This is a genomic window from Streptomyces sp. NPDC004752 (assembly GCF_053601275.1).
Genome location: NZ_JBSGBN010000033.1, coordinates 58,899 through 77,905, shown reverse-complemented (window position 1 = coordinate 77,905; position 19,007 = coordinate 58,899). Strand labels below are relative to the sequence as shown.

General features: G+C 68.4%; 15 protein-coding genes. 11 read left to right on the top strand and 4 right to left on the bottom strand.

The features are described 5' to 3' along the window. A partial coding sequence (locus ACWEKM_RS16490; protein WP_451621868.1) for an acetyl-CoA carboxylase biotin carboxyl carrier protein subunit occupies window positions 1–192 on the top strand: 192 nt, incomplete at its 5' end. A 217-nt stretch (window positions 193–409) separates the two neighbouring features. On the opposite strand, the gene ACWEKM_RS16485 is transcribed toward ACWEKM_RS16490, so the two are convergent. Continuing rightward, entirely contained in the window at window positions 410–2,755 is a 2,346-nt protein-coding gene (locus ACWEKM_RS16485) for a transketolase-like TK C-terminal-containing protein (RefSeq protein WP_451621867.1), read from the bottom strand. Window positions 2,756–2,909: 154 nt separating this feature from the next. Between ACWEKM_RS16485 and ACWEKM_RS16480 the strand changes: the two genes are divergently transcribed. After that, a complete protein-coding gene (locus ACWEKM_RS16480) occupies window positions 2,910–3,398 on the top strand; it encodes an Lrp/AsnC family transcriptional regulator (RefSeq protein ID WP_451621866.1) in 489 nt (162 codons plus the stop codon). Window positions 3,399–3,485: 87 nt separating this feature from the next. Here ACWEKM_RS16480 and ACWEKM_RS16475 read toward each other — a convergent pair whose 3' ends face one another. Further along, window positions 3,486–4,268 (bottom strand): IclR family transcriptional regulator, encoded by a 783-nt coding sequence (locus ACWEKM_RS16475; RefSeq protein WP_451621865.1) that lies wholly within the window; start codon window positions 4,266–4,268, stop codon window positions 3,486–3,488. A 577-nt stretch (window positions 4,269–4,845) separates the two neighbouring features. Here ACWEKM_RS16475 and ACWEKM_RS16470 point away from each other — a divergent pair. The 4 genes from ACWEKM_RS16470 to ACWEKM_RS16455 all read left to right on the top strand — a co-directional run bounded on the left by ACWEKM_RS16470 (window position 4,846) and on the right by ACWEKM_RS16455 (window position 9,152). After that, window positions 4,846–5,043, top strand: a complete 198-nt coding sequence (locus ACWEKM_RS16470) for a hypothetical protein (RefSeq protein WP_451621864.1) — start codon at window positions 4,846–4,848, stop codon at window positions 5,041–5,043. Continuing rightward, a complete protein-coding gene (locus ACWEKM_RS16465) occupies window positions 5,040–6,359 on the top strand; it encodes an MFS transporter (RefSeq protein WP_451621863.1) in 1,320 nt (439 codons plus the stop codon). The genes ACWEKM_RS16470 and ACWEKM_RS16465 overlap by 4 nt, the downstream gene beginning before the upstream one ends. 393 nt (window positions 6,360–6,752) lie before the next feature. Beyond that, window positions 6,753–7,868: a pyridoxal-phosphate dependent enzyme gene (locus ACWEKM_RS16460; protein WP_451621862.1), complete on the top strand. Its 1,116-nt coding sequence runs from the start codon at window positions 6,753–6,755 to the stop codon at window positions 7,866–7,868. A 51-nt stretch (window positions 7,869–7,919) separates the two neighbouring features. After that, window positions 7,920–9,152, top strand: coding sequence for a M24 family metallopeptidase (locus ACWEKM_RS16455; protein WP_451621861.1), 1,233 nt, complete (start codon window positions 7,920–7,922; stop codon window positions 9,150–9,152). A 259-nt stretch (window positions 9,153–9,411) separates the two neighbouring features. Here ACWEKM_RS16455 and ACWEKM_RS16450 read toward each other — a convergent pair whose 3' ends face one another. Further along, the gene (locus ACWEKM_RS16450) at window positions 9,412–10,272 is read right to left on the bottom strand and encodes a DUF427 domain-containing protein (protein WP_451621860.1); all 861 of its coding nucleotides are present in this window, start codon (window positions 10,270–10,272) and stop codon (window positions 9,412–9,414) included. 73 nt (window positions 10,273–10,345) lie between these two features. Further along, on the bottom strand, window positions 10,346–11,215 hold the full coding sequence (locus tag ACWEKM_RS16445; protein ID WP_451621859.1) for an alpha/beta fold hydrolase: 870 nt from the start codon (window positions 11,213–11,215) through the stop codon (window positions 10,346–10,348). A gap of 255 nt (window positions 11,216–11,470) precedes the next feature. On the opposite strand from ACWEKM_RS16445, the gene ACWEKM_RS16440 reads away from it, so the two are divergent. The 5 genes from ACWEKM_RS16440 (at window position 11,471) to ACWEKM_RS16420 (ending at window position 19,001) form a co-directional block, all read left to right on the top strand. Then, window positions 11,471–11,983 carry a CGNR zinc finger domain-containing protein gene (locus tag ACWEKM_RS16440; protein ID WP_451621858.1) on the top strand — a complete coding sequence of 171 codons (513 nt, stop codon included), beginning with the start codon at window positions 11,471–11,473 and terminating at the stop codon, window positions 11,981–11,983. Window positions 11,984–12,323: 340 nt separating this feature from the next. After that, window positions 12,324–14,084, top strand: coding sequence for an MOSC domain-containing protein (locus tag ACWEKM_RS16435; protein ID WP_451621857.1), 1,761 nt, complete (start codon window positions 12,324–12,326; stop codon window positions 14,082–14,084). 254 nt (window positions 14,085–14,338) lie between these two features. Continuing rightward, window positions 14,339–16,057: an endo-1,4-beta-xylanase gene (locus ACWEKM_RS16430; protein WP_451621856.1), complete on the top strand. Its 1,719-nt coding sequence runs from the start codon at window positions 14,339–14,341 to the stop codon at window positions 16,055–16,057. A 206-nt stretch (window positions 16,058–16,263) separates the two neighbouring features. Continuing rightward, complete coding sequence (locus ACWEKM_RS16425) at window positions 16,264–18,321, top strand: histidine kinase (RefSeq protein ID WP_451621855.1); 2,058 nt, start codon at window positions 16,264–16,266, stop codon at window positions 18,319–18,321. Then, on the top strand, window positions 18,306–19,001 hold the full coding sequence (locus tag ACWEKM_RS16420) for a response regulator (protein WP_451621854.1): 696 nt from the start codon (window positions 18,306–18,308) through the stop codon (window positions 18,999–19,001). The genes ACWEKM_RS16425 and ACWEKM_RS16420 overlap by 16 nt, the downstream gene beginning before the upstream one ends. The last annotated feature ends 6 nt before the right edge of the window (window positions 19,002–19,007 follow it).

Below are 19,007 nucleotides of genomic sequence, written 5' to 3'. Positions count from 1 at the left end.
CAGGGCACGATCGTGAAGGTCGCCGTCGAGGAGGGCCAGGAGGTCAAGGAGGGCGACCTCGTCGTCGTCCTGGAGGCCATGAAGATGGAACAGCCGCTGAACGCACACCGCTCCGGCACCATCAAGGGCCTGGGCGCCGAGGTCGGCGCCTCCCTCACCTCCGGCGCGGTGATCTGCGAAATCAAGGACTGACGGGATCGACAAGGCCGGAACCTGATCCGCATCAAGGACTGACCAGCTGTGTGACGGCGGATCTCGGTGTGGCTCGGACTGGCCGACGAACCGCGACCGAGGCCGCCGCCGTCCCCTGCTCGACCAGGTCGAGCAGGGGACGGCGGCGACCGGGCCCTGTTCCTCGTCGCCGCTCGGCATGAAGTCACATTCGCTCAGCGGCATAGGGGGCTCTCGTTCAGCCGATGAGATCGAGGGCGGTGGCGACGATGCTGTCCGTGTCCATGCCGTGGTAGCGGTAGACGTCCTCGATCGACCCGGACTGGCCGAACCGGCTGACGCCGAGGGTGCTGACGGGAACGTTCTGGATCGTGCTCAGGAAGGCCAAGGTGTGGGGATGGCCGTCCAGGACGGTGACGAGGGGTGTTGCCCGGTCGCGGGGGAAGACCTGATCGAGGATCCAGGTCGGGTCGTCGGACAGTCCGCGGCGGGACTGAAGAGCACGGAAGAGCAGATCCGGGCTGGTCAGACAGACGACGTCGGCGCCGTGGCCGAGGGCGGCGAGCCGGTCGGCGGCGGCCAGGGCCTCCGGGACCAGGGCACCCATCGCGGCGAGCGTCACCACGGGCCTCTCGTGCTGCCGCAGCCGGTAGGCCCCGGCGGTCACGTGTCGGCGACGGCGTTCGCGGGCGGCCGGGTCACTGGGCACGGCGGCCGCTGACTGGTCGATGGGCCGGGTGGACAGCCGCAGGTAGGCCGAACTCCCCTTTGGACCGGCCAGGTTGCCCAGTGCGGCGAGCAGACACCATTCGGTGTCGATCGCGAACGCCGGCTCATAGGTGACACAGCCGGGCTGCTCGATGCCCAGCGAGGGTGTGGTGATCGACTGGTGCGCGCCGCCCTCCGGGGCGAGGGTGACGCCGGACGGAGTGCCGACCAGGATCGACTGGCCGCCGGCGTAGATGCCGAAGGCCCAGGGCTCCAGGGCACGGTTGACGAAGGGGTCGTAGACGACGCCGATGGGCAGCAGTGGCTGGCCCCAACGGCTCCAGGTGGCGCCCAGCTCGCCGAGCAGACCGACCAGATTAGTCTCCGCGATGCCCAGCTCCACGTGCTGACCGGTAGGCCGCTCGCGCCAGTGCAGGATCGTCTCGGCGTCGTCGGCGAACCAGTCGGTGCGCTCGGTCGGCGACCACACGCCGACCTTGTTGAGCCAGCCGCCGAGGTTGGTGCTGGAGCTGACGTCCGGGCTGACGGTGACGATCCGGCTCGCCGCGTCGGGTGCCTTCCGGGTGAGGTCCAGCAGGACGCGGCCGAGAGCCTGCTGAGTGGAGCCGGTGCCGGTCGGTGCCGGGCGGCCGAGGTCGGCGGGGACCGCGGGGGGCTCTTGGGGCGCGTACTCGGGGCGGTGCAGCCGCTGCGCGGCGGCCGAGCACAGGGCCGCTTCCGCCGAACCCTCGGCGAAACGCGTCCACGGGTGGCCCAGATCCGTTCCGAGGCGGTCGGCCAGTGCCCTCATCTGGTCGGCTGTCAGCAGCGAGGAATGGTTCTGCGGGTGGCCCTCGGTGGGCAACCCGTGCCCCTTGACCGTGTACGCGAAGATCACGGTCGGGCGGCTGTCGTCGACATCGGCGAGCGCGTCCGACAGCGCGCCGATGTCATGCCCACCCAGGTTGCGCAGCGCCGCCAGCAGCGAGGCGTCGTCCAGGGGAGCGATGAGGTCGGCGATCGGTTCGGCTGTGGAGCCGGTGCCGGGCAGGCGTTCGCGCAGCTCGTCGGCGGAGCAGCGCAGCAGCCGCTGGTATTCGGGATTCCCCATGGCGTCGATACGGGCGCGCAGCGCCTCGCCGCCGGGCCGGATGAACAACTCCTGTAGGAGATGCCCGTATTTGAGGGAGATCACCTGCCAGCCGGCCGCTGCGAACATGCCCTGCAGCTTGTCCGCGGCGATGCCAGGGATGACTCGGTCCAGGGACTGCCGGTTGAGGTCGACGATCCACACCACTTCGCCCAGACCCGGCACCATCGGATCCTGGATCGCCTCCCAGATGGCGCCTTCGTCCAGCTCGGCGTCGCCGAGCAGGGAGTACTGGCGTCCCGTACCGGCACCGCCGAAGTGGCCGTCCACGTAGCGGCGTGCGAGGGCACCCCACAAAGGAGCGGTGGCGCCGATGCCCACGGAACCCGTGGAGTAGTCGACCGGATCGGGGTCCTTGGACCGGCTGGGGTAGCTTTGCAGACCCCCGAAGGCGCGCAGGGTGGTCAGATAGGGTTCGTCCAGCTCGCCCAGCAGGTAGTTGATCGCATGCAGTACGGGCGAGGCGTGGGGCTTGACCGACACCCGGTCCTGAGCGGTCAATGCGTTGAACCACAGAGCCGTCATGATCGAGGTCATCGAGGCACTGGACGCCTGGTGGCCGCCTACCTTCAGCCCCGACGGGTTCGGCCGCACCCGGTTGGCGTGGTCGGTGATCGCGGTGGACAGCCACAGCACCCGTTGTTCGACCGACTCCAGCACGGCGAGCTGCTCCTCCCCGCCGGGGCTCGAACCGTTGACGTCGGCGGACCTCAGTTCCGCGACCATCACAGATCACCTCCGCATTCGGCACCATGCCTGATGGAATTTCGCGTTGTGCCCGGCTAGTAGACAGATGACTCTTCGATTGAGCAAGATGTGCCCCTCGGATTGAGCATTCTGCTCAAACCCCGAGCGAACCGAGAGACGATGACAGGGCATCATGAACAGTGAACGAACCCTCGACGCCACCGACGCCCGGATCCTGCTCGCCCTTGCTGCCGATCCACGGGCCACTGTCGTCGCCCTGGCCGAGCAACTGGGGCTGTCCCGCAACACCGTCCAGGCCCGGGTTGCCCGGATGGAGCAGAGCGGCGCCCTGGGCTCCTTCGAGCGCCGGATCATCCCAAGGGCGCTGGGTCACCCCCTGACCGCGTTCGTCACCGCACAGGTCAACCAGCATCAGCTGGCCAATGTGTCCCAGGCACTGGCGGGCATCGCGGAGGTCGTGGAAGTCTTCGGCCTCAGCGGGGACCCCGACCTGCTGGTACGGGTGGTAGCCGCGGACACGGAGGACCTGTACCGGATCGCGGGGCAGATCCTCGCTGTTCCCGGCATCGAACGCATCGCCACGGCCCTGGCCATGCGGGAACTGGTACCCCACCGTCTCACCCCGCTGCTGCGGCGTACCGCGGAAGGCGGCAGCCGGTAACCGGCGCGCTGAAGTCACGGGATCCGACCTCGGCGTTCGTACGCTCTGGCCTGCGCCGATGCAGGGAGGCGACGATCGTTGGCCGCCTCACGTGCCGATCGGCTCCCGATGTCCCATGTCCCATGCGATCTGATGGCAGACCTGGTGCATGAGCGAGAACAGTTCGTCCACACGGGAGTCGGGAATACGGGCTTTTGTCGAGGTGACCGTCAGGACGGCCTCAACACTGTCTCTGGGGCCGAAGATCGGCATGGTCAGTCCCCGAGCCCCGGGAGTTATCTCACCCTCACTCACCCATCGCCCCTCGGCACGCACCTTCTCCAGCATCGCGCGGATAACGCTGGGCTCATGAGGAGTGTTGTCGGTATAACGTGTCAGCGGTTCTTTGAGGACTTCGTCGACAAAAGCCGGGTGCTGATAGGCGAGGATCACCTTGCCGGCTCCCGCGTGCAGGCCGATGGTGTCGCCGATCTGCACGGTGGTCGTCACATGAGGGTGGATGCTGACCATGTCCACGCACACGTATCGATACCCTCTGAGGACATCGATCGAGACGACCTCCTGGGTCGACTCCGCCAGCCGCACCAGGTGTGAGTGGCCCACCGACCCGACCGTTGTTTTCGCGGCAGCCTGACGGGCCAGCGCAATGACTTCGACCCCCAGCACGTAATCGCTACGGCCTGGAAGCTGCTCGACAAACCCATTCACGGCGAGAGTCTTCAACAACCGATGTGTCGCTGTCTTGGACAGGCCAAGCTCGTTTGCCAGTTCAGTGACTCCCCAGGTGCCCTGTCGGCCGAACGCGCTCAGTGCGGCGAGAATGTTTGCCCCGACCTTGGTTGTTCCGTTTCTCGGAATAGGTTGTTGCATAGCGGAATACTAGGCGGGCCCGGCGTGGACTTCAAGAGTAGGTACTGACCGACCACATCCCACGCATGACGCCGGATATCCGGGTGCGGCACAGCATCCTGGCCGTACGACGTGAGCGGCAACCCGGCAGGCGGAGGGGGCGGAAGAGGCGGTAGTAGTTCGCCTCGTATGTCCTGACATGTTGCCGGTTGTCCTCGGTGGGAAGGTGTGTCGCTGCCGTACCCGTCATCGCGGCGGCGGCGGTGTGGGTTGCACCGCCTCCAGGTTGAGCGGCTCACCCCCGTCCGGCGCGATGGATTTACGCGGTGATCAGGCCCTTGACACCGAACCTCCGGAGGGGTGTCATTGGGCCATTCCGCATTGAGGATGCACATACCGATATTCGGAACAGGCCCTGTGTCGAACGCGTCCTTGCGCCGCTGAATCGGGCGTCATTAGGGGTCCGTTCCGGCAGGCCGCCCATCGAAGCCGCTCTCGATCGCCCACCTGGTCGGCACGTTCCAAGCACTCGACGTGATCAGACGTATGGCTCGCACTGCTGTCGCGGTCGCCGACGATAGACAAGGAGATGATGGCTATGCAGGCACGATTCGCCAGTACCAAGGGGCTGTATCAGGAGGTGGGCAGCGTAACGCCGCCCGCCGCCCTCGGCACGTCCACCGGTCTGCGGAACGCCGGCTCTACGGCGGAACGGCTGGCGGAGCCACCGCTGCCCCGGCACGCGTTCACTGCGTTCGCCGCGCTCGACGTGGTGCTGTCGGAGGTGGCGCGATGAGGAAGTCGGGTGGCCCGACATCGCTGCGCACCGTGCTCGCGGCGAGCACGATCGGCAGCACGCTTGAGTGGTACGACTACATCATCTTCGGGAACGCGGCCGCGCTGGTTTTTCCAGAACTGTTCTTTCCCAGCGCTGACCCGATCGTCGGGCTGCTCGGCTCGTTCGCGACGTTTGCGGTCGGATTCGTGGCGCGGCCGGTGGGCGCGGTCATAGCCGGCCACTTCGGTGATCGCGTCGGCCGGCGCAAGGTGCTGCTCGTCACGCTGCTCGTCATGGGTGCCGCGACGGTCGGGATCGGTTTGCTGCCGACGTATGGCCAACTGGGGTCTGCCGCGCCCGCGTTGCTCGTGCTGCTGCGGGTGGTGCAGGGCCTGGCGCTCGGCGGTGAATGGGGTGGGTCGGTGCTGCTCGCCGTGGAGCAGATGTCCGGCGGTCGGCGTAAAGGGTTCCTCGGCAGTTTCCCGCAGGCGGGCGACGCGATCGGCGGGACGCTGTCCGCAGGTGTGTTCGCCGCGATGACCACGATGCTCGACCATGACGCGTTCCTGAGTTGGGGCTGGCGGGTGCCGTTCCTGCTGAGTGCCGTCGTCGTCGCGGTCGGCCTGTGGCTGCGGCTGCTGCTGGACGAGACGCCGGAGTTCGTCGAGAAGATGGAGAAGTCCGCTCCGGAGCGCGCACCGCTGCTCACGGTGCTGCGGACGATGCCGGGCAACTTCGTCCTGTCGATGGGCTGTCGGCTCGGCGTGGACGTCGGTTTCTACATCTTCTCGGTGTTTTCGCTCACCTATGTGACGAGTCGTGGTCTGTTCGACTCCGGCGACGTTCTCGTCGCGATCATGGCGGCCTCCGCCCTCAGCGTGGTGCCGATGGTGCTGTTCGGCGCCTTGGCCGACCGGGTCGGCGCGCGCCTGGTGTCGGCGTGCGGTGTGCTGATGATCGGCGTGATGGTGTTCGCGTTCTTCCCGATGGTCGACACCGGCAACACCGCCATGCTCTGGCTGGCGATCTTCCTTGCGAGGGCCGGCGGCGCGGCGGCATGGGCTCCGTACGCGGGTCTGCTCGCGAATGTGTTCCCGGTGGGCGTCAGGTTCACGGGTACGTCGTTCAGCTTCCAGTTCGCCGGCATCTTCGGCGGCGGTATCGCCCCGTACGTGGCCACGGCCCTGTTCCACCACTTCAACTCGTCCCTGCCGGTGTCGCTGTACGCGGGCACGGCCGTGGCGATCAGCATCGTCTGCCTGCTGGCCGTGAAGCAGCAGAGCACAAACACCCCACCGTCCAGGGACACCCTCCAGCTGACCGAATCCGCCTGAGTGAACCTCTTCGGATTCGTACCTCAAGCATGAAGCAGCTTGACGCGTGTCCTTGGTCAGCTCATCATTGTTCCGTCATCCGGTTTCACGATCCGATATGCGGAACAGAGTGGGGTGGATGGTCAGCGTGCGGAGCACCTTCAGTCCGTCGAGCGCGCGGTCAGCGGCCGCTCGGATCAGTAGCGCGGTTGTCCGCCAGGAGGGGACTACCACCATCAGAAAGGCTCTGTGATGCCTCCGCTTCAAAGGGAAGTCGACGCCGACCCGGGCGTCACCGGGATATCGCGAGGCTCTCTGCGCCTCCGATGTGTCCACTGCTCGTCCACCGGCGCTCGCGGCCCGGCCTTCGAGGGCTGCCCCAAGTGCCGTCGCGATGACTTCAGATCGACCTATGTGGTCGCCGACGAGGAGTATCAGCCCTTCCGCCAACCGCCGGTGGACGATCGATCGAGCGGTCTTTGGCGATGGAGGTCCAGCTTGCCGAGGCTTGCTGACGGCGCCGAAGTGACCCTTGGTGAAGGGAACACACCACTCATCAGGTTCGAGCGTCAGGGCTACGCGGTCCACATCAAGGACGAGTCCCAGAATCCGACGTGGTCCCATAAGGACCGGCTCTGTGCGGTGGCCGCATCGCATGCTGTCTCGACCGGGGCCCGGGTCATGGTCGTGTCGTCAAGCGGCAACCACGCCCTGTCCGCAGCCGCCTACGCGGCGCGGGCTGGACTTCGGTGTGTCGTCCTCACCCACGAGGGAATGCCACCGGCCGTCAGGTCGGCAGTCGAGGCGTTCGGCTCGCTGCTCGTCATCGTGCCGGGGCCGGACCGCTGGAAGCTCGTGGAGCGGTCGGTTCAGGAGTTGGGGTGGTATCCGTTCTCCAACTACACGGCACCCGTCACGGGCAACCCGGTTGCCGTGGAGGGCTACAAGACGATTGCGTTTGAGATCGCGGAACAACTCGGCTGGACTGCGCCGACGTCGATCATCGTGCCCACAGGCTATGGAGAGGCCCTGTGCGGTATCTGGCGCGGTTTCAAGGAAATGCGGGCAGCCGGTGTGCTGGGAGAACTGCCGAAGATGGTGAGCGTCGAGCCCGCCGTATCGGCTCCGCTGCACACAAGCCTGTTGAAAGGGCTCGATCGGCCGACGCCCGTGCAGGCCAAAAAGAGCATCGCCAGCTCCATCAACGTGAAGGTCACCAGCGTGCACGCCATGATGACGATCAGGGAGTCAGGCGGCGCGGCCCTCGCAGTCGGCGAAGACGAAATCGCCACCGCCCAGCGCGAACTCGCGCGCCACGGCCTCTATGTCGAGAACGCGTCGGCGGCATCGTTCGCCGGTCTCTTGCAGGCGGAAGCAAGCCAACTCGACCTGGGTGAATGCCCCGTAGCGCTCACCACATCGACCGGACTCAAGAACACCGGTACCCGCACGAGTGCGAACGAGCTGACCCTTGACGGAACGTGGGAGACCTTCCTGCGGGCCGTGCCGAAAGATCTGCAGTCGCTCTGAAGACCGACTTCCCTCGCCGTGATACCCGCGAAAAAGAAATGGTGATGACGTATGAACACGGAAACGCAGGATCGTCTGCTCAACACGGACCGTGCCGTTCGGGTCATGGAAGAGATCGGGGTCGACGCGCTGATTGCGACGACGGCTGAGAACGTCACGTACTCGAGTAATTTCTGGGCCCTTTCACAGTGGCTTCGGCGGGGCCCCCAGGTGTACGCGGCGCTGTCTCGGCAGGCGCCGCACACGGATTCCTGGCTTGTCGTGGGGACCGGGTCGCTGGATCTTCTCGCCGGCCAACAGGTCTGGATCGAGAACGTCGTCCGGTATGGCTTCTTCTCACTGAAGGGGTCCGTACCGAGCAATGGGCTCGGCGGCGACCGGGTCGCGGCCGAGCAGAAGCGTCTCAGCGATCTGCTTGAGTCTCCCTATGCGGATGGACCGGCGAAGGCACTGGCCCATGCCATTGAGAAGATGGGACTGACCGTCGGCCGTCTGGGCATCGACGAGTTCGGGATCGCGCCGTCTGCGCTGGCCGAGCTGCGGGAACTGCTTCCGCAGTGCGAGATCGTTCCGGCGAGCGAGGCGTTCAGGAAGATACGGGCGGTCAAGACCGCTGCTGAGATTGCACGGCTGACCAAGGCTGCGCAATCCACCGAGCGGGCGATCGAGGCGACCTTCGCCGTGGCGAAGCCCGGAGTGAGCGAGTCGGAGCTGTCCAAGGTGTTCCTGCGGGAACTCATCGATGCAGGGGCAGACCCTGCCCTGACCGTGCTGGGCGGCGGAGTACGGTCCGCACTGCCCAGTGCCACTCCGTCGGACTACGAGCTGTCGATCGGCGACATCATCCGCTTCGACGCCGGTTGCTACTACGAGCACTACCGTGCCGATATCTCAAGGTGTGCGGTGCTCGGCGAGCCGAGCCCGAAGCAGACCCGGGTCTACGACGCGATCCTCGCAGGTCAGGATGCGGCTCTGGCGAAGATCCGTCCCGGTGTCGCGGCGCGGGAGGTGTACCAGGCTGCTATGGAGGCGGCCCGGGCGGCCGGACTGCCCGAGTACGAGCGGAATCATGTCGGGCACGGAATCGGCATCGAGGGATACGACATCCCGAATCTCACCGCGCAGAACGAGACGGTCCTTGAGGCCGGCATGACGATGTGCATCGAGACGCCCTACTACGAGATCGGCTGGGGCGGCCTCCAGGTCGAAGACACGGTCGTTGTCACCGACACCTACGAGACGCTGATGGCGACGGACCGGCACCTGCGCGTACTCGACGTCTGATGAACGGCTCGAAACCCATGGACCGGCTTGCGGCCCGTTGCACCGAGGGCGCGCACTCGGTGGAGGCGGACCGTCCCGCCAGCCCACGCGCCTCACCTTGGGGGGGGGGGCCCGGCCCACCCGCCCGCCCCCCCCACCACCACACCACCGCCGATGTGGGTGTGCATCCGGCGGCTCACCCGGCTCATCCCGCCCATGGGCTGTGATGCCGACCGGAGCCCGAACGCCAGGAGGGGATACGGGCAGGCGCTCGTGGTCGTCAGTGGGCCTTGACCTCGTCCACGTCCAGGCCGCGGTCGACGCCGTGCGGGACGACGTTCTGCCCGGGCTCGACGTGCAGGCGCTTGCCGTCGAGATAGACCTCTGCCCTGTCCGCTTCGAAGGACACCAGGTCGCTGATCCGGTCGACCTCCCGGTAGGCATCGCGGTACGACCAGGCGGCGCGGTGCACGTCGCCGATGTCGTAGTAGTCGCACAGGCCCTTGTAGGGGCAGAAGGTCCGGCCTTCGACGGGGTGCAGCCGGGTCTCGTCGAGGTCGGCGCGTGGAACGTACCAGCGCGGGGCGAAGCCGGACTCGAAGAGCACCACGGGGTGCTCGGAGCGGGCGATCACCGTGTCGCCGAGGCGGACTTCCAGGGTGCGGGAGGTGTTGCGGATGTCGATGCGGTGGTAAGGGTCCGCGGCGTGTCCCAGGATGCGTTCGTCCTCTTCGTAGAAGGCGTCCATCGCGCGCCACGCAAAGGCGATACGGCCCCGGAGCTCGGTGGCGTGCCCAGCCAGTGCGGTGAATTCCCAGGCGGCGCGTTCGGTGGTGCGGTGGCCGGCGTGCACGGCGTACCAGGCGGTGTCGCCGAGGTCCTTGTGATGGGTGACCTTGCCGCTTGGGACCAGCGCTTGCTCGTCGACGTCCTCGCGGGGGAAGTAGGCGACGGGGTAGCGGCCCGGCTCGTGCAGCAGGACGACGTTCTCGCTGTCGGCGATCCAGGTGTCGTTGAACTTCACGCGCATGCGGCGGCGCAGCCGCTCGGCGAACAGGAGCCGCTCGGGCAGGGGTTCGGGGGTGAGGAAGTGTCCGATCGCGCCTGTGGCGAGGGGGCCTTGTTGCCAGGACAGTCCCATGGCGGGCTCCTTCCGGGTACGGCGGCAGGGGAGTGTGGTTCGCGGTCGCCGCAGCCGCCTCGCTACCTGCGCGTCAGACGAGGACGCGGGCGAGGAAGTCGCGGATGTGTTCGGTGATGGTCTCAAGGTGGCTTTCCAGGGCGAAGTGCCCGGACTCGAGCAGATGGATCTCGGCATCGGGCAGGTCCTGGCGGAACGCCGTGGCGCCGTCGGGGCCGAAGATCTCGTCGCCCGCGCCCCAGACCGCCAGCAGCGGGACCCGGGAGTCGCGGAAGTACTGGTGGACCTGCGGATAGAGGTCCACGTTGGTGGGGTAGTCGCGGAAGAGCTTGAGCTGGATCTCGTCGTTGCCGGGCCTGTCCAGCAGCGCCTGGTCGTGGACCCAGTTGTCGGGGCTGACCAGGCTGGGGTCGGCGACCCCGTTCAGGTACTGCCAGCGGGTGACCTCAAGGGTCAGGGCCCCGCGCATGGGCGCTTCGGTGTCCGGTCCGGGGGCCTTGGCGTAGGCGAAGACGCCGTCCCAGAAGGGCTTGACGAAGCCCTCTTCGTAGGCGTTGCCGTTCTGGGTGATGATCGCGGTGACGCTGTCCGGGGCCTGGAGTGCGAGCCGCCAGCCGATGGGGGCGCCGTAGTCCTGCACGTACATCGTGAAACCGTCGATGCCCAGGTGCTGGAGGAGGCCGGAGGTGACCTCGGTGAGGGCGTCGAAGGTGTAGGGGAAGTCCTGCGGGGCGGGCATCGCGGACTGGCCGAACCCGATGTGGTCGGGGGCGATCACGTGGTAGCGGTCGGCGAGCGCCGGGATCAGGTGGCGGAACATGTGTGAACTGGTCGGGAAGCCGTGGAGGAGGATCACGGCAGATGCCTTCGGGTCGCCGGCCTCCCGGTAGAAGACCTCGAGACCGTTGACGGTGGCGGTGCGGTGGTGGACTGCGGAGGCCATCTCGCTAACCCATCTGTCGAGTTTGAGTGGTTACACACATTCAGTCGAACACGCTTGGTCTAACCTGTCAAGGATGTTTAACCGGTTATGTTGCCGTTGTGGTCGGGGGCGTCGCTGCACCCGGGCGGCATGAAGTCGGCCTGGCTCAAGCCTCCGCCTGTGAAAGGTCCTCGGCCAGCGCAGCCGCTTCTGGCTGGATTGGCCTGTGCTCGTGTAACCTGTCATGCGAACTAATCCGGTTAGGAGGAGGTGGCAATGGCCGGTCGAGAAGAGCAGGACGCGCTGCTGGATCTCCTCAACACCACGCCGGTGGTCAACGGGGCGGTCCGGGACCACCTGGCAGATCCGGAAGCGGCCATGTCCTGGCAGCAGGCCCACGGTGGCAGTGGCAGCGCGGAGGAGTGCCGACACCTCCGACAGGCGCGTGATGCCCTTCAGGACGTCGTGCGCGGCAGTCGGCCGGCCGCGTCGCTGGCCCCGCTACTGAAGGACGTCACCTCCCGTCCGCAGCTCTCGTCAGCGGGGGTGTGGTGGGAGCTGGTCGCCCCTGCGGAGCGCCAGCTGGCGGTGGAGGCCGTCCTGACCTGGAGCGCGCTGCAGGAGGCGATGCCCGGCCGGTTGCGGCCCTGCGCCAACCCGGAGTGCCGGCTCTTCCTCATCGACCGCAGCAAGACCAACAAGGCCCGATGGTGTTCGATGGCCGTCTGCGGCAACCGCATGAAGGCAAGGCGCCACTACCAGCGCACCCGCGACGGCGCAGCCGGCTGACACCTTCGGCGGTCACATCTGATCCCCGCGGCCACACCGACGTTTCCGCAGGGGCGTAGGAAATTGTCCCGGCAACGGGACACATACTCCACATACTCCCGGCTCGTGCAGCAGGGACCCGGCAACACCGAAGCGTGCCGGATCGTCGGTGTCGACCAGCTCAACCGCCGCCCACGCAACACGCGCGGCGGGGAAACCCCGGCCGAGCGCCTGCGGCGGCATCGGCGAACGTACTGACAACGAACTAATATCGCCCCGAGCGCACCCGAGCGCACCCGAGCGCACGGATCACAGCGCCATGAGGGGCTGCCCCGGCCGACCACCCCGCAGGAGGTCCGCAATGGCGACGCTGCTGTCCGTCAACGTAGGAATGCCCAAGGACGTCTCCTGGCAGGAACGGACTGTCCACACCGGAGCCTGGAAGGCCCCCGTCCAGGGCCCCCGCATGGTCCGGACGCTGAACGTCGATGGAGACGGTCAAGGAGATCTGGCCGGGCACGGCGGCGAGATGCGTGCCGTCCTCGTCTACCAGCTGCAGTCCTACCAGTACTGGCAAAAGCAGCTCGGTCGCGATGACCTGACCTTCGGGATCTTCGGGGAGAACTTCACCGTCGACGGCCTGCCCGACGACGACGTATGCATCGGCGACCGGTACCGCATCGGCGAAGCCGAATTCGAGGTCACCCAGCCCCGCGTCACCTGCTACCGCGTCGGCATGCGCCTCGGCGAACCCACCATGGCCTCCCTGCTGGTCGCCCACCACCGCCCCGGCTTCTACTTGCGCGTCCTCACCGAGGGACGTGTGCAGTCCGGCGACGAGATCACCCTCACTCGCAAAGGTCCTGAAGAACTCAGCGTCGCCGACACCGACGCACTGCTCTACCTTCCCGACCGCGACCCCGCGAAGCTGCGCAAAGCACTGAACATCCCCGCCCTCAGCCCCGGATGGCAGCAGTCCTTCCGTGAACTCGCCGCCGCCCGGCAGCCCAAACAGGAACCGGGATGGCCGAGCGAACGCGCCGGCACCCGGCAGCCCGGAGAAGAGCCGGGCTGGCCGGGCTTCAAGCCCATGCGTGTCGCCCGCATCGTCCCCGAGACCCGCACCGTCTCCTCGATCTACCTCGACACCACCGACGCCACACCCCTGCCGAAGGCCCGCCCCGGCCAGTACCTCTCCATCCGCCTCGCCGTCGGCGATGCCGCCCCCGCAGTGCGCAGCTACTCCCTGTCCCGCGCGCCCACAGCCGACACGTATCGCATCAGCGTCAAGCGTGAGCCCCACGGGAAAGTCAGCGGCTACATCCATGCCGCGCTCCATCCCGGGGACCTCGTGGACATTGCCGGCCCCCGTGGAACGTTCGTACTCGAAGAAGACACCCGCCCGATCGTCCTCATCTCGGCGGGGATCGGTGCCACTCCCGTACTCGCCATGCTCCACCAACTCGCCGCCGCACGAGACCCACGCCCTGTCTGGTGGATCCACACCGCCCACGACCGCGCCCATCACACCTTCGCGGACGAGACCCACGCCCTTCTGGCGCAACTGCCCAACGCCCACGAGCACATCTACTACACCTCCGAAACCCCACATCCCGGCGAGTCCCACATCGCCCAGGGCCACCCGACCGCCCCAGCACTCACGGCCCTTTGTATCCCGACCGACGCCGCCGCCTACCTCTGCGGACCACCCGCCTTCATGGACGACCTCGGCGGCTTTCTGCGCGATCACGGCCTGCGCCCCGAGCAGATCCATACGGAACAGTTCAGCGCCCTGCCGGCCATCAACCCCGGCGTCACACCCACCGCCGCGATCCGGCCGCACCAACCACCCGGTCCACCGGGCACCGGCCCCCTCATCACCTTCGCCCGCAGCGGCATCACCACCCCCTGGTCACCCGCTCACACGTCTCTTCTCGATCTCGCCGAAGCCTGCGACATCCCCACCCGCTGGTCCTGCCGCACCGGCGTCTGCCACACCTGCATCACCCACCTCGTGTCAGGCGACATCACCTACACCACCCCACCCCTCGAACTCCCCGAAGCCGGCACCATCCTCGTCTGCTGCAGCGCACCGACCACCGAAGTCGTCCTGGACCTCTAGTCGGTGATCTCCAGTCGGCGATCTCCAGTCGGCCGGCAACCGCAGGTCGGCCATCAGCTCCCCCCGCGTGGTGCTTTTCTGCCCCGCACCTCGTCCGCCTGCCAGGGCGAAGGATAATGACACGGGGTCACGGCGGCGACGGGCGCGGTGGCGCGCTGTGCCGCACGACGTCCTTGCCGCTGCCTCCCCCCGGCGTGGACAGGAGGGCGGCGGTGTGGTCGGGGACGAAACGTCGGAGGGGAGTGCCGCGGGTCATGCGGGTACGGAGAAGCGTTGTCACCGCTGTTGCCTGCGCCCTGCTCGCCGGGGCCTCGATGTCCTGCACCGGTGGCTCGGCGCCCGCGGGGGGAGGGGCGACGGACCTGCTCGACGGCCGGGACTGGGCCCACTTCGCCGGGGCGAAGCAGACACGGTCAGGAGTTCGCATCACGCGCCTCGACCGGCGCATCACACAACAGGACGGCAGCGGTGGGCAGCCGAATCCACCGGTGAACCTGCGCGGTCCCCACCTCGTGTTCCGCGGCGACATCCGGATCGAGGCGCGCCTGAGACGCACGGACGGCACGGACGCCTACCTGCATCTGTACGGTGAGACTCCCGTCGTGTACGACGAGTGGCGGCACGAGCGGCGCGGCGTGCGGATCGGTGTGGTCGGCGGTCGGCTCCGATTCGACCGCTGGGACGGAGACTCGGACCGGCCCGCTCTGACCCGTACCTTCGGCAGAGGCTTCGGGGACGAGATCCGCCTGGCCGTCGACGTGCGGGGGAACAGGCTGGTGCTGGAGGCCGACGGCAACGTCGTGGGGACCGTGCCGGGACGGGACGTCTTCGGGCACGGCCGTATCTGGTTCGGCGCGGACGCGGGGGGCCGCGGGGAAGGCTGGACGCTCGGCGAACTCCGTGCGATGCCACTGGGCCGGGGACGGATGTCCGTCCGGGACGCCCCCGGCCTGAAAGTACCCCGGTCCACCGATGCGTTGCGTGACCTGGCGGCGGACCTCCAGCGCCCGATCCGCTTGGGGACCGCCCTGGCCGCGGGCCCTTTGCTGACCGACAGCGCCTACCGCAGGACGGCGGGTGAGGAGTTCTCCATGCTCACACCGGAGAACGACTTCAAGGCACAGTTCGTCCAGCCGCGACGCGGCGTGTTCGCCTTCGAGGAAGGCGACACCCTGGTGGACTTCGCCGACGCCAACGGGATGCAGGTGCACGCGCACACGCTCGTCTGGTTCGAGGCGCTGCCCTCATGGATGCGTGCCGAGATGACGCACGAGGACCGCAGACGCGTCATGACGGAGCACATCCGGGCGGTCGCGGGCCACTTCCGGGGGAAGGTGGCGGAATGGGACGTGGTGAACGAGCCCATGTCCGACGAGGACGAGGACTACACCAACGGCAACCGCGGCGTGCGGCCGCACCTGTGGTTCGAGGCGATGGGCGAGCAGTACATCGACATCGCCTTCCGTACGGCCCGGGAGGCCGACCCGCATGCGGTGCTCTACCTCAACGAGTACGGAGTGGAGGAGGACGGACCGCGCTGGGACGCCCTCTACGCGCTGCTGATCCGGCTGGGGAAACGCGGCGTTCCGATCGACGGTGTCGGTTTCCAGAACCACGAGTACGCCGCCGACGACCGTACCGACCCCGAGGTCTTCCGGCGCAAGGTCCGGGCGCTGGCCGGGCTCGGCCTGAAAGCCCGAGTTTCGGAGATGGACGTCCTCGTCGGCAAGGGCGAGGAGGACGTCCAGGCCCGCCAGTTCGCGGGGAAACTCGCCGTCTGCAGCGAGGAACCCAACTGCACCTCCTTCTCCACCTGGGGCTTCACCGACCGATACGGTTCCACGGCCGACATCCGGAACTATCCCCCGAGTCCGGGAGACGCCCTTCCCTGGGATGCGGCCTACGAGGCGAAACCCGCGTACTGGGCACTGCGCGACGCCCTCGGCCGCTCTCGCCGCCGCGCCGCGCAGTAGACGGCGCCGACTTGCCTCCCTCGGCCGCGCCGCAGCGTGGTGACAGTTGGCTAGTCTGCCGGTATGGGGATCGTCGAGCGGCTGGTGCGGGATGAGACGGACTGGCGGTGAATCGGTTCATGTGGTCGGCGTGGGACGGTCCCTTCGCAGGACACACATGGGTCCTTTCCGCCCTTCCTGCCATTTCTGTCCTTGCGGCGGTCGCCGTGCTGGTCGTGCTCCATCTCCTGGCCGTGCACCGAACCGCTGGACCCTCCCTCGTGGGAGCGGTCATCGCCACACTGGCCGCCGCCGGAGTCGCCGCTGCCCGCGGTGAGCCGCCGCACTATGTGGCAGGGGTCGTGCTGATGGCCGGCGGCGCGGTGGCGATCGCCTGGGCGACGGGCCGGTCACGCCGACACAGGTTGGCCCATCGGTCCGCGCTGGCCGACTACGAGGCCGGCACCCCGGCAGTCCCCCTGTTCGCGGCGCTCGCCGAACGGGACCGGCTGGCGGCAGAGCTGCACGATGTGGCCGCGCACCGGCTGACCGGCGTCGTGGTGTCAGCGGGCGCTGCGCTCCGGCTCGCCGACCAGGAACAGACCGGTGCTGCGCTGCGGCACGCGAGCGAGGCGGGCCGGCAGGCCGTTCGCGAGCTGGAGCGTCTCACCGGACTGGGCGAGTACCCGGCCCTCGCCACCTTCGCCGATATCGATGCGCTGGCCGCCGCGCACGCGGTGGACTACCGGCGCACGGTGGACATGGCGCCGGCGAGCAGTACGGAGGCGGCATACCGGGTTGTCCGAGAGGCGTTGACCAACGCGGCCCGGTACGCAGGGGGAGCGGTGGTGCGTGTCCGGGTCGAGGGGGCCGTTGAGTCGGAAGCGGCCGTCGACCGGGACGAGTCCCCGGAGGGCAACAGGGCGGCCGATGGCGATCGCCTGCTCGTCGTCACCATCACGGACGACGGCGGTACGGCTGTCGAGCCGGGCCTCGGGACCGGTCACGGCCTCGCGGGGCTGGCGGCCACGGTCACCGCGGCGGGCGGGACGCTCTCTGCCGGACCGACAGGGCAGGACAGCCAAGGGGGTGCCGGCTGGACCGTTCGGGCTCAACTGCCCGCGGCGGCAGCACCTCACATCCGCCGGTGGCCCCGCTGGCGCGGGATGGTCGCGTTCGACTACGCGCTGGTGGTCCTGGCGATCGCGCTCTCGCTCGGTGCGAGCCTGCTGTCAGCCGATGTACCGGATTCCTTCGGCGGCGTGCTGCCCGCGGTGCCGACGGTCGTGCTGTCGGGCCTGCACGCCGTGCCGCTGGGCCGGCGCTCGCGGGCACCCGGACGCGCGCTCGCGGCGGTGCTGCTGGCCCTGGTGCTGTGGCTGGCCTGCGATCGGGCCGGCTGGACCCAACCGCCGGTGAGCGACATCTTCCTGGTGTACGGGTGGGTCGAGCTGACCCTCGTGTACAGCGCCGGGGCCTATCTGCCGTTCCGGCGGGGCCTGTTCGCGCCACTCGCCGTCGCCGCCGTAGGTGGCCTGGCACTGGCGAGCGGCAGGGGTATCACCGGCAGCCGGGCGGCGGCCTGGGCCGTGCTGACCTGCATGCTGGCCCTCCCAGCCTTCGCCGTCTGGTCATGGGGGCGCCGGACCGCCCGGCGCCATGACCGGCTGCGGGCTGCCGACACCCAGCGGCGGATCCTGCTCGACGGGGACGCCGACGCCGCGGTGCACGAGCAGCGTCTGCGGTTCGCCACCGGGCTGCGGCACACGGCGCTCCGGCACGCGCAGGCGGTGGTCGCCGCGGCCGAGGCGGGGAACCTGCGGACCGTACGGGAGGAAGCCCGTGCCGGTCTCACCGCTCTGCGGGGGCTGCTGTCCGGGCTACGCGAACGGGACAGCGACGACGTGAGTGACGGGAAGGGCGGGATCGGCGGGATCGGTGGGATCGACGGGGAAGACGCCCCGCCCCCTACTCTTTCCGGGATCGCCGCGCTGGCCAGGCAGTACGGCGGCGACGTCCGCTACATCGGCCCGCGCCGTCCGCTGCCCGCTGTCGTGGAGGTCTTCGCCTACCGGATCGCCTCCACGCTCATGGCCGTGGGCGTCACCCTCACCGTGCGCAGAGTCCACGACGGGGTGGAGGTCTCCGGTCCGGCACCCGCCGCTGTGGGGGTGGAGCGGCAGCTGCGCGCCCTTGCGGACGCCGCCGGCGGTATCCTCTCGACGACCGACCGCGGTGCGGTACGAGTATGGCTGCCGGAGGTCTTCCCATGGCGATCAGAGTGACCGTCGCGGACGACCAGGCCGTCGTACGGGCCGGGATCGCGGCGATTCTCGACGCAGAACCCGACCTCTGCGTTGTCGGGCAGGCCGCGGACGGCGACACGGCGGTCGAACTCGCTCTGTCGTCGCGGCCGGACGTCGCGCTGATGGACATCCGGATGCCGGGAATCGGGGGCCTCGCGGCGACCGCAAGGATCACCGAACGGAACCCTGCGACCCGTGTACTGGTGCTCACCACCTTCGCTCTCGACGAGTATCTGTTCGCCGCGCTGCGCGCCGGAGCCGCCGGCTTTCTGCTCAAGGACGCCGAACCGGAGCGGGTGATCGACGCGGTGCGGGTGATCCACGGGGGAGCCGCGCTGCTCGATCCGGCGGTGACCCGCACACTGATCGACCGGTACACCGACGGGCCCGGCCCACTCGACACGGCACGGCTCGACCGGCTCACTCCGCGCGAGACCGAGGTCCTCCGGCAGGTCGCGCGTGGGCTGTCCAATGCGGAAATCGCGGCAGCGCTGGGTGTGAGCCCGCCCACCGTGAAGGACCACGTCTCCGTCCTCCTCGGCAAGCTCGGCGTACGCGACCGGGTGCAGGCGACGATCGCCGCATACGAGACGGGTCTGATCCGCCCCGGGCAGCCACAGACACCCCCGCCGCAGGGCGGGGGAGTCACCCCGCCGTAGAGCGGT

Bases quoted from the DNA above. Each gene is read 5' to 3' on its own strand.
- ACWEKM_RS16455 (WP_451621861.1), top strand. From the start codon at position 7,920: ATGAACACGGAAACGCAGGATCGTCTGCTCAACACGGACCGTGCCGTT.
- ACWEKM_RS16485 (WP_451621867.1), bottom strand. From the start codon at position 2,755: ATGGTCGCGGAACTGAGGTCCGCCGACGTCAACGGTTCGAGCCCCGGC.
- ACWEKM_RS16440 (WP_451621858.1), top strand. From the start codon at position 11,471: ATGGCCGGTCGAGAAGAGCAGGACGCGCTGCTGGATCTCCTCAACACC.
- ACWEKM_RS16430 (WP_451621856.1), top strand. From the start codon at position 14,339: ATGCGGGTACGGAGAAGCGTTGTCACCGCTGTTGCCTGCGCCCTGCTC.
- ACWEKM_RS16450 (WP_451621860.1), bottom strand. From the start codon at position 10,272: ATGGGACTGTCCTGGCAACAAGGCCCCCTCGCCACAGGCGCGATCGGA.
- ACWEKM_RS16435 (WP_451621857.1), top strand. From the start codon at position 12,324: ATGGCGACGCTGCTGTCCGTCAACGTAGGAATGCCCAAGGACGTCTCC.
- ACWEKM_RS16470 (WP_451621864.1), top strand. From the start codon at position 4,846: ATGCAGGCACGATTCGCCAGTACCAAGGGGCTGTATCAGGAGGTGGGC.
- ACWEKM_RS16420 (WP_451621854.1), top strand. From the start codon at position 18,306: ATGGCGATCAGAGTGACCGTCGCGGACGACCAGGCCGTCGTACGGGCC.
- ACWEKM_RS16465 (WP_451621863.1), top strand. From the start codon at position 5,040: ATGAGGAAGTCGGGTGGCCCGACATCGCTGCGCACCGTGCTCGCGGCG.
- ACWEKM_RS16445 (WP_451621859.1), bottom strand. From the start codon at position 11,215: ATGGCCTCCGCAGTCCACCACCGCACCGCCACCGTCAACGGTCTCGAG.
- ACWEKM_RS16475 (WP_451621865.1), bottom strand. From the start codon at position 4,268: ATGCAACAACCTATTCCGAGAAACGGAACAACCAAGGTCGGGGCAAAC.
- ACWEKM_RS16480 (WP_451621866.1), top strand. From the start codon at position 2,910: ATGAACAGTGAACGAACCCTCGACGCCACCGACGCCCGGATCCTGCTC.